Source organism: Bradyrhizobium sp. USDA 3262 (assembly GCF_054060035.1).
Genome location: NZ_JBSSCT010000001.1, coordinates 56,038 through 65,000, shown reverse-complemented (window position 1 = coordinate 65,000; position 8,963 = coordinate 56,038). Strand labels below are relative to the sequence as shown.

At 65.1% G+C, this 8,963-nt stretch carries 8 protein-coding genes (1 of these 8 running past the window's edge); 2 read left to right on the top strand and 6 right to left on the bottom strand.

Annotated elements, in window-relative coordinates:
* A protein-coding gene (locus tag ACVWYP_RS00335; RefSeq protein WP_028341904.1) for a hypothetical protein crosses the window boundary here: on the top strand, nucleotides 1-386 show its 3' portion. 250 nt of this gene lie to the left of the window's left edge; only the last 386 of its 636 coding nucleotides appear in the window; its start codon lies off the left edge, out of view; it ends in the stop codon at nucleotides 384-386.
* 264 nt (nucleotides 387-650) lie between these two features.
* Here ACVWYP_RS00335 and ACVWYP_RS00330 read toward each other — a convergent pair whose 3' ends face one another.
* Complete coding sequence (locus ACVWYP_RS00330; protein ID WP_028341905.1) at nucleotides 651-1,739, bottom strand: TRAP transporter substrate-binding protein; 1,089 nt, start codon at nucleotides 1,737-1,739, stop codon at nucleotides 651-653.
* Between the two features lie 308 nt (nucleotides 1,740-2,047).
* On the opposite strand from ACVWYP_RS00330, the gene ACVWYP_RS00325 reads away from it, so the two are divergent.
* On the top strand, nucleotides 2,048-3,133 hold the full coding sequence (locus ACVWYP_RS00325) for an NAD-dependent epimerase/dehydratase family protein (RefSeq protein ID WP_304497321.1): 1,086 nt from the start codon (nucleotides 2,048-2,050) through the stop codon (nucleotides 3,131-3,133).
* A gap of 202 nt (nucleotides 3,134-3,335) precedes the next feature.
* Here ACVWYP_RS00325 and ACVWYP_RS00320 read toward each other — a convergent pair whose 3' ends face one another.
* The 5 genes from ACVWYP_RS00320 to ACVWYP_RS00300 all read right to left on the bottom strand — a co-directional run bounded on the left by ACVWYP_RS00320 (nucleotide 3,336) and on the right by ACVWYP_RS00300 (nucleotide 8,860).
* Nucleotides 3,336-4,643, bottom strand: coding sequence for an NAD(P)H-dependent oxidoreductase (locus ACVWYP_RS00320; RefSeq protein WP_304497320.1), 1,308 nt, complete (start codon nucleotides 4,641-4,643; stop codon nucleotides 3,336-3,338).
* Between the two features lie 130 nt (nucleotides 4,644-4,773).
* The gene (locus ACVWYP_RS00315; RefSeq protein ID WP_028341908.1) at nucleotides 4,774-5,574 is read right to left on the bottom strand and encodes a phytanoyl-CoA dioxygenase family protein; all 801 of its coding nucleotides are present in this window, start codon (nucleotides 5,572-5,574) and stop codon (nucleotides 4,774-4,776) included.
* A gap of 139 nt (nucleotides 5,575-5,713) precedes the next feature.
* Nucleotides 5,714-6,388 carry a GntR family transcriptional regulator gene (locus ACVWYP_RS00310; RefSeq protein WP_304497319.1) on the bottom strand — a complete coding sequence of 225 codons (675 nt, stop codon included), beginning with the start codon at nucleotides 6,386-6,388 and terminating at the stop codon, nucleotides 5,714-5,716.
* A gap of 296 nt (nucleotides 6,389-6,684) precedes the next feature.
* Nucleotides 6,685-7,935, bottom strand: coding sequence for a M20/M25/M40 family metallo-hydrolase (locus ACVWYP_RS00305; RefSeq protein WP_304497318.1), 1,251 nt, complete (start codon nucleotides 7,933-7,935; stop codon nucleotides 6,685-6,687).
* A 58-nt stretch (nucleotides 7,936-7,993) separates the two neighbouring features.
* Entirely contained in the window at nucleotides 7,994-8,860 is an 867-nt protein-coding gene (locus ACVWYP_RS00300; RefSeq protein ID WP_304497317.1) for a sigma-70 family RNA polymerase sigma factor, read from the bottom strand.
* Nucleotides 8,861-8,963 lie beyond the last annotated feature (103 nt).

Below are 8,963 nucleotides of genomic sequence, written 5' to 3'. Positions count from 1 at the left end.
AAATGGACCCGGTGACCGCAAAGCTTTCGCAGGACGCCAAGCCGGATCCGAAGATCGTTGCCCAGCTCGAGGGCATCGCCAAGAAGAACGGCTTCGCCAGCTATGACGAGTACAACAACGTCGTCGACAACATCTCGCTGGTGCTCGGCGGCTTCGATCCGCAAACCAAGAAATATGTCGGTCCCGAGGCCGTGCTGAAGGCGCAGATTGCCCAGGTCCAGGCCGACAAGAAGATGTCGGCCAAGGACAAGAAGGATGCGCTCGCCGACCTCAACGACGCCCTGAAGTCGCCGCTGCCCGCGGTCGAGAACAAGGGCAATATCGATGTCGTGACCAAGAGCTACGACAAGCTGATGGAAGAGTTCGGCGGCAGCGACGACAATTAATGCGTCGCATGATCTCGCCGGAAAACCGCTTCGCACTTTTCCGGATCATGCCCTGAGCCGTCAACCGAATCAAAAATGAGCCCCGGAGAAATTCTCCGGGGCTTTTGTCTTTTCTCCCTCTCCCCGCTCTTGCGGGGAGAGGTTGGGGTGAGGGGCTCGTGCCGCAAAGGCGGTAAGAGGTCATTCGCGGCGGCTCCCCCTCATCCGGATTGCATTCTTCGATGCAATCCGACTTCTCCCCGCAGGCGGGGAGAAGTGGTGGAGTTAGGTGCGCGTGCGCATCCGCATCATGAAGCTGTCGAACGAGAGCTCGGCGACCTGCATCCAGGCCAGCGATTCGTTGCGATAAGCGGCGAGGCTCGCATGCATCTTGCCGAAATGCGGGTTGCTCTTGGAAAGATCCGCGTAGATCTCGTTGGCCGCGTTGTAGCAGGCTTCCAGCACTTCCTGCGGGAACGGCCGCAACTGCGCGCCGGCAACGATCAGGCGCTTCAGCGCCGGCGGGTTGACCGCGTCATATTTGCCGGTCACCCAGGTGAAGGTGTCCTCGGAGGCCGCCTGGATCGCGGCCTGATAGTGCTTCGGCAGCGCGTTCCACTTGTCCTTGTTCATCACATTGTGGCCCTGGCCGGTGCCTTCCCACCAGCCGGGGTAGTAGTAGAACTTCGCGACCTTGACGAAGCCGAGCTTCTCGTCATCATACGGCCCGACCCATTCGGCGGCGTCGATTGTGCCTTTTTCCAGCGCCGGATAGATGTCGCCGCCGGCGATCTGCTGCGGCACCCCGCCGACCTTGGCGATGATGGTGCCGGCGAAGCCGCCGACCCGGAATTTCAAGCCCTGGAAATCCGCCATCGACTTGATCTCCTTCCGGAACCAGCCGCCCATCTGGGCGCCGGTCGAGCCGGTCGGAATGCCGATGCAGTTGAATTCTGCGAGCAAATTGTTGAGCAGATCGGTGCCGCCGCCCCATTGCAGCCAGGAAATGTGCTGGCGCGTGTTGAGGCCGAACGGCAGCGACGTGCCGAAGGTGAAGGCGGGATTCTTGCCCCAGTAATAATACAGCGCGGTGTTGCCCATCTCGACCGTGCCGTTGGAGACGGCGTCCAGCACCTGCAGGCCGGGCACGATCTCGCCGGCGGCGAACGACTGGATCTGGAAGCGGTTGTCGGTGATCTCGGCGACGCGCTTGCAGAAGAATTCACACCCGCCATAGAGCGTATCGAGCGCCTTCGGCCAGCTCGCCGCGAGCCGCCACCTGACCTCGGGCATCGATTGCGCGACCGCGGGCGCGGCGACCGCCGTCGCAGCCAGCCCGACGCCGCCTGCCTTCAAGAATTCACGACGCTTCATGCGTATCCCTCCTGTGTGCCGATACCTCGACAAGGGGAACGATCTTGGTGTCGTCTTTCTTCGCCGATCGATCGACGTTCTGTGATGAATGTGTCCGGTGGCCCTCGACGGGCTCTTGTTGTGGAAATCCGAGTTTCCGGTTCCGCCGGTCAGGATGATCGTTTGCCGGAGGAAATCAAGCGCCTGCCTTCGTTGCAGGTGCGAAGGACAATCGGCGCTGTCGGTCTCATCTGATACCCGCCGCGATGGCTGCCGGCCTTGCCGCGATCTGCTACGCAGGGTGGGTGGGTTGATGGGAGTTCCAGGACATGGCCAACAAGAAAGTTGTGGTTGCCGGCGCGACCGGCCTCGTGGGCAACGCCGCCTTGCGACACTTCGGCGCATCCGACGATTGCGAGCGCATTGCGCTGTCGCGCCGCAAGCCACGCGATCTCTACGGTGCACGGCATGTGCGAATCGATCTCACCAGCGCGGAGGATTGCCGTCGCGCCGCGGCCGAGCTCGGCGGCGCAACGCACCTGATCTACGCCGCGCTCTATGAGGCGCCCAGCCTGGTCGATGGCTGGCGCGATGCCGGGCAGATCGAAACCAACGACCGGATGCTGCGCAATTTGATGGGCGTGCTCGAACCCGTCGCGCCCGATCTCAAGCATGTCGCGCTGCTACAGGGCACCAAGGCCTATGGCGTGCATGTCCGGCCGCTCACGGTGCCGGCGCGCGAGGGCCGTTCCGAAATGTACGAGCAGCCGAATTTCTATTGGGCGCAGGAGAATTTCCTGCGCGAGCTGCAGCGGGGCAAGAGCTGGCACTGGAGCATCCTGCGCCCGGTCTTGATCATCGGCGAAGCCATGGGCGGCGCGATGGACCTGATCCCGCCGCTCGGCGTCTACGCCGCGGTGTTGCGCGCGCAGGGCAGGCCGCTGGATTATCCGGGCGGCGCGCCGCGCGTCGCGCAGGCGGTCGATGTCGATCTGCTGGCACGCGCGATCGCCTGGTCGGGCGACGCCGAGGCTGCGCGCAATGAAGCGTTCAACGTCACCAATGGCGACGTCTTCACCTGGGAAAATATCTGGCCGGCGGTATCGGATGCGCTTGAGATGACGCCGGGCCGGCACGTGCCGCTGTCGCTGGCGCAGAGCTGGCCGCCATGGATCGCGTCGTGGGACGAGTTGCGCAGGAAGCACGACCTGATCGCGCCCGGCCTGGAGGAATTCGTCGGCCTGTCGTTCCAATATGCCGATTACAGCATGCGCTACGGACAGACTGAGTCGGGTCCGCCGTCGATCGTCTCGACGGTGAAGATCAACCAGGCCGGCTTCACCGAGATGATGGATACCGAGGCGATGTTCCACAAATGGTTCAGGCTGGCGAAAGCGAGCCGGCTGCTGCCGTAAGTCGTTCAGCCTGCGCTCTCTCTACTCCCTCTCCCCGTTCTTACGGGGAGAGGGTCGGGGTGAGGGGCCTCCATCCGGCGAGCGCTTTGCTTCTTGTTGATGAGCGTGCCTTGCCCCTCACCCGGATCGCATCGTGCGATGCGATCCGACCTCTCCCCGCAAAAGCGCGGGGAGAGGTGAAGGCCATCCCGTCGTTCGAGTGTCAGCGCGAAAACGCCTGCTCCATCGCCTTGCGCGTCTTGATCGTGTCGTTCGTCTCGTCGACCTCGACATCGCTCCAGCGCACGACAGCGCCATGGGCGACGTCGCTCTTCAGCTTGACGCGATGGGCAAGCCCGATCGGCAATGCGCCGGCGGCGAGGCTGGCGGCGGCGGGCATCAGCTTGCCCCACACCGTGTAGCCGCCTTCGCCGTCGAGCATCTCGCCGGCGCGCAGATTGCGCTTGGCCACCGACGCGACGTCGCCGCGGAAGCCGCGCGGCTGCCCGGTCGGCTCGTTGCGCAGCGCCGCCGACAGCACGGAGATGTTCAGCTCGAGTCCGATCAGGTGATACGGCTTGTACATCGCCGCATAGTGGCCGGAGGCGTCGGTCTTGAGGCCATACTGCTTGAAGCAATCGGCGGCATAATCGTTGGGCGCTTCCAGCACCACATAAACGCCCCAGCGCAAATCGCGAAACACCGGACGGCCGTCGCGCTCCAGCGACGACACCACTTCGACGATGCCGGATTTCTCCAGCACGCCGCCCTTGTCGCGCGGCCGCATCACATGCGGCAGGTCGTCGACGCCGCAGGGCGGAAACAGCAATCCCTCCGACGGCACGTCGAGGGTGCAGGCATTGGCGATCGCCGCCATCTCGATCGCGGATTTGGTGCCGTCGAGGAAGGAGTTGAACATCTGCGGGTTCATGCCGGCGGATTGCGCCTCGCCGGCGGTGAGCCCGTAATGCTGCCACACGCCCTCCGGCGTGACATCGTGATAGGCCGGCAGGTACTTCGTGCCCTTGCCGGCGGCCACGACGCGGAAGCCTGTCGCGCGCGCCCAGTCGACCATCTCGGCCGTCAGCGCCGGCTGATCGCCATAGGCAAGCGAATAGACCACGCCGGCCTTGCGTGCCTCCTCGGCGAGCAGCGGCCCCGCCAGCACATCGGCCTCGACATTGACCATCACGACATGTTTGCCGGCGGCTATCGCCGCGCGGGCATGGCGGATGCCGACGGCGGGATTGCCGGTCGCTTCCACCACGACATCGAATGCGCCGCCGGCGATCGCGCGTGCACCGTCGTCGGTAAAGGTGGTGGCACTGATCCGCGCGTCGTCCCAGCCGACGGTGCGGCACGCCTCGCGGGCGCGGTCGCGGTCGAGATCGACGATCACGGGCACCTCAAGCCCCGGCGTGTGCGGCACCTGCGACAGGAACATCGAGCCGAATTTTCCGGCGCCGATCAGGACGACGCGCACCGGCTTGCCGGCGGCGGCGCGGGTTTTGAGGAGGTGATGCAGGTTCATGATGCTTTCCAAACAAAAGGGTCGTTCCGGGGCGCGTGAAACGCGAACCCGGAACCTCGAGATTCCCAGATGCGCAATTGCGCATCTGCGGTTCGACGCTAACGTGCCGCTCCGGAATGACGGCCGATTCTTACTCCGCCGCTTGGCGCGGTGCACGGGCGAGCCGCAGCAGCGCGTCGTCGGCGACGGTTTGGATCGGCGTGAAGTCGCGGTGCGCGATGTAGTCGGGCCGCGTCGGGGTGCGGATGTAGTTCGAGACCGCGTTCAGCGTCAGGTAGACGATCTTGCGCGGGTAGGGCGTGATGTTGCCGCTCGATCCGTGCACCAGATTGCCGTGGAACATCAGCATGCCGCCGGGCTTGCCGGTCGGCGCGACGATGCCGCCCTGCTTGACGAGGCGGGTCACCGTTTCCTCGTCCAGCGTCCACAGCGGGTAGGATGTGGTTTCGAGATCGTGCGAGGCCTTCAAATCGCCGGCGGTCTGGCTCTGCGGCACCAGCATCAGCGGGCCGTTGATCGGCATCACCTCGTCGAGGAAGATCGCGATGTTCATCGCGCGCGGTTCCGGCATGCCGTCATCGCGCTTCCAGGTGCCGTAGTCCTGGTGCCACTGCCAGACGTCGCCGGTGAAGGCCGCCTTCGCGTTGATCTTGAACTGATGCATGTAGACCTTCTCACCGAACAGCTGCTCGATGGGGTCGATCATGCGCGGATGCGCGCCGAGGAGCCCGAACGCCTCATTGTAGAGATGCGCGGCAAAGGCCGTGCGCGGCGCCCCGCTCTTCTCGCGCCACACCTCGGGGCGATTGGCGTCATAGATCGAGACCGCCTCGCGCGCGAGGAAATCGACCTCTTCCTGGCTGAACAGCTCGGGCAGGAACAGCCAGCCTTCGCGATGGAAAAATTCGACCTGCTCTTGGGTCAGTTTCATGGTGCTTTCCTCCTGTTGTTATTCTGTCTCCCCTCATGGTGAGGAGCGCGCCTTCGCGCGTCTCGAACCATGAGGCCTCGCTGGCTCATCCTTCGAGACGCGGCTTGCGCCGCTCCTCAGGATGAGGTCGGCCGGCGGTTCACGCCGCCACGTCGATTGCCCTCAGCTTCTCCTCGGTCATCCGCCCTGCCGTCTGCGCATGCGCGAGCGCCGCGGCTTCTGCCGCTGCGGCATTGCCGGAAAAAACATGCGCGGCGATGGTCTCGTGCTCGGTCCAGGCGCTGCCGCGGTAATCGAGCTCGGCGAGCACGGTCGCCATCGACCGGCGCATATGCGGCCATTGCGGCGCGATCATCTCCTCGATCGCGGAATTGCCGGCGAGGCGATAGATCGCGCTGTGGAAATCGACGTCGAGTGCGATCAGGCGCGCCAGCGGCGTGCCGTCGTCGACCGCGCGTCCGGCTTCGAGCGCGGCTTCGAGTTGCGCGCGGGCCGCGGCATCCTCCTTGACACGCAAAGCGGCAAGCCGCGCCGCCAGCGCATCGATGGCGCCGCGGACTTCATAGAGTTCGCGGATGCGCTGCGGATCGAGTTGCGTCACCTCGAAGCCGCGTTTGCCGCTCTCGGCGACAAGGCCCTGGCGATGCAACAGATGCAGGGCGTGCGAAATCGGCTGGCGCGAGACGCCGAGCCGATCGGCAAGTTCGTTCTGGGTGATGCGCTGGCCAGGCAGCAGCGTGCGGTCGATGATCGCTTCGAGCAGTCGCCCGTAGACCTGGTCGATGAGGTTTGGAAGCGGATCCAACGGGATCATAATGACCGTCCAAATTGGAATACGGAATTCCGTGTTCGAAATTGAGCCTACTGCGGGTCATGGAAGCGGTCAAGGCGGGAGGACAGCGAAATACTAAGCGATTGAAATAACAATGATTTATGAGGCGGCCGGAGAGGTGGCACGGCCGCCCCGTGCATCCGGCGGAGGTCTAATCAAGTGAGGTGAGCGCATAGGTTAGGCTCCCTCCCCGTGCGGGGGAGGGTTGGGGACCCCGGGCGCCGGCGCTAAAGATTGGCGCGCTGTTTCAAAGGATGCTGCTGCGCCTCCGCGCCCCGTTACTTCGCCTTGCCCAGCTCCATCAGCGTCCGCGTCATCAGATAGAGCCGCGGCACGATCGAGTTGGTGTCGATGTATTCGTCGCGCGCGTGATAGCCCCAGCCGGCGAGGCCGAAGCTTTCGACCACGACGGCCTTGCCGCTGCGCGCGGCGTAGCCGGCGTCGGTCGCGCCGCCGGTCATTTCCGCGATGTCGAGCGTGCGCCCGAGCTCGGTGTAGATCGCCTGTCCTTGCCTGGCGAGCGCGCGGCCGCGATCATCGGCGACGAAGGGTGGACGGCCCGCGACGACCTTCACGGTCACCTCGGTGTCCGCGATCAGTCTGTTCTTCACCTTCTCGTCGAGCGCCGCCTGCAGCTTTTGCACGCCGTCGGGAATGGTGAGGCGGATGTCGGCACCGGCGGTGGCGTGATCGGGGATCTGGTTGCGCACGGTGCCGGCCTTCGCGGTGGTCCAGTTCAGCTGCGTGCCCGGAATCGATTTCGCGACGTCCTGGGTCTGCAGCAATTGATGCGCGAGCTCGATTAGCGCGTTGCGGCCGAGCTGCGGCGCCGCGCCGGCATGCGAGGCCTTGCCCTTGACATCGATCGTGCCGGTGGCGGTGCCGCTGGCGCCGAGCAGCAGGCTCTCATTCTTGGCCACCGGCGGCGCCACCGTCGGCTCGCAGGACAGCACCACATCGTGCTGGTCGGCGAGCTCAGCAATCATCTCGCCGGAGCCGATCGAGCCGACCTCCTCATCCGGATTGAACGACACCGTGAGCTTGGCGTAGTCGCGCCAGCCCGCATCGTTCAGGATCTTCAGCGAATGCAGGATGACGGCGATGCCGCCCTTGTCGTCGGCAATGCCGGGCCCATAGATTCTGGTGCCGTCGACCTTGTAGGGCTGGGTGTCGAGGATGCCGTGCTCGTACACCGTATCCATATGCGCGATCAGCATCAGCTTCCTGCTGCCGCTGCCTTCGAAGGTGCCGATCACCATGTCGGCACCGGCGCCCTTCGTGGTCTTGCGGCGTTCGGTCCTGGCGCCGAGCGCCTTCAGCCGTGCCTCGGTGTAGTCGGCAATCTTCTTCAGGCCTTCGACATCGCTGGAGCCCGACTCGATCAGCACCATGTCGTGCAGGCTCTCGATCACCGCCGGCTGGGCCTGCTCGGCGGCCGCACGCAGTTTTTCGTCTGCGGCGGCAAAGGCGGACGAGGAGGCAAGGGCGAGCAGGCCGGCCGACGCGAGCAATTTGATGGATAGTTTCATGATTGTCCTCCCTGTGCAGGAAGACACTAGCATTGCGACTTTGCTGCCTCCAGCTGCGTCAGCTGCGCTCAAGCACCTCGACATCGAAGGTCTCGATCTCCGAGGCATCGGCGGTCGCATCGATCGCCGCGATCCGGTCGCCTGAGATCGTGACCCGCAGCACGATGCGCAGCGCGCCGCCGAAGATGACGGCAACGCCGATCGCGCCGTCGACCAGCGCGGGCTTCGCCGCCTGCGCGCGTCCCTTGAAGCTTTCGGCCACCGCTGCGGCGCCGCGGATGACCGGCAGCGAGCCGAGCCGCTGCGCGGCCTGATCGGCGCGCACCACGACATCCGGCGCCAGCACGGCCAGCAGCCCTTCGAAATCGCCGTTGCGGGACGCGGCAAGAAAGGCCTCGACGATGCCGCGCTGCCGGCTGAGATCGGCATCCGGTGCGGGGGGCGTACCCTGCACGCGACGCCTGGCACGGCTGGCGAGCTGCCGCGCGGCGGCCGGCGTGCGGCCGACGATCGGCGCGATCTCCTCGAACGGCACCGCGAACATGTCGTGCAGCACGAAAGCCAGCCGTTCGGCCGGCGCCAGCGTTTCCAGCACCACGAGCAACGCCGCGCCGACGGAATCGGCCATCTCGGTCTCGCGCTCGGACGGATTGTCCGCGACCGGCTCCGGCACATGGGGGCCGATCGGCTCCTCGCGGCGCGATTTGCGCGAGCGCAGCATGTCGAGGCAGATCCGCGCGATCACCGTGGTCAGCCATCCCCCGAGATTGTCGACCGCAGCAGCGTCGGTGCGGCCGAGCCGAAGCCAGGTTTCCTGCACGGCATCGTCGACCTCGGCGGTCGAGCCCAGCATGCGGTAAGCCACCGCCCGCAAGCGCGGCCGGTTGGCCTCGAACTGTTCGGTGAGAGAATTTTTCTCGTCCATCGGTCACATTCCCTTTGTCCGCTCCGTCATGGCCATGACGAACGAAACTGCGCCGATGTGACAACAGATCGGCGCGGCGCCGTCAAAAGGCAAATCAGGAGAA

Coding starts and splice junctions, on each gene's coding strand:
- ACVWYP_RS00330 (WP_028341905.1), bottom strand. CDS start 1,739: ATGAAGCGTCGTGAATTCTTGAAGGCAGGCGGCGTCGGGCTGGCTGCG.
- ACVWYP_RS00325 (WP_304497321.1), top strand. CDS start 2,048: ATGGCCAACAAGAAAGTTGTGGTTGCCGGCGCGACCGGCCTCGTGGGC.
- ACVWYP_RS00320 (WP_304497320.1), bottom strand. CDS start 4,643: ATGAACCTGCATCACCTCCTCAAAACCCGCGCCGCCGCCGGCAAGCCG.
- ACVWYP_RS00315 (WP_028341908.1), bottom strand. CDS start 5,574: ATGAAACTGACCCAAGAGCAGGTCGAATTTTTCCATCGCGAAGGCTGG.
- ACVWYP_RS00310 (WP_304497319.1), bottom strand. CDS start 6,388: ATGATCCCGTTGGATCCGCTTCCAAACCTCATCGACCAGGTCTACGGG.
- ACVWYP_RS00305 (WP_304497318.1), bottom strand. CDS start 7,935: ATGAAACTATCCATCAAATTGCTCGCGTCGGCCGGCCTGCTCGCCCTT.
- ACVWYP_RS00300 (WP_304497317.1), bottom strand. CDS start 8,860: ATGGACGAGAAAAATTCTCTCACCGAACAGTTCGAGGCCAACCGGCCG.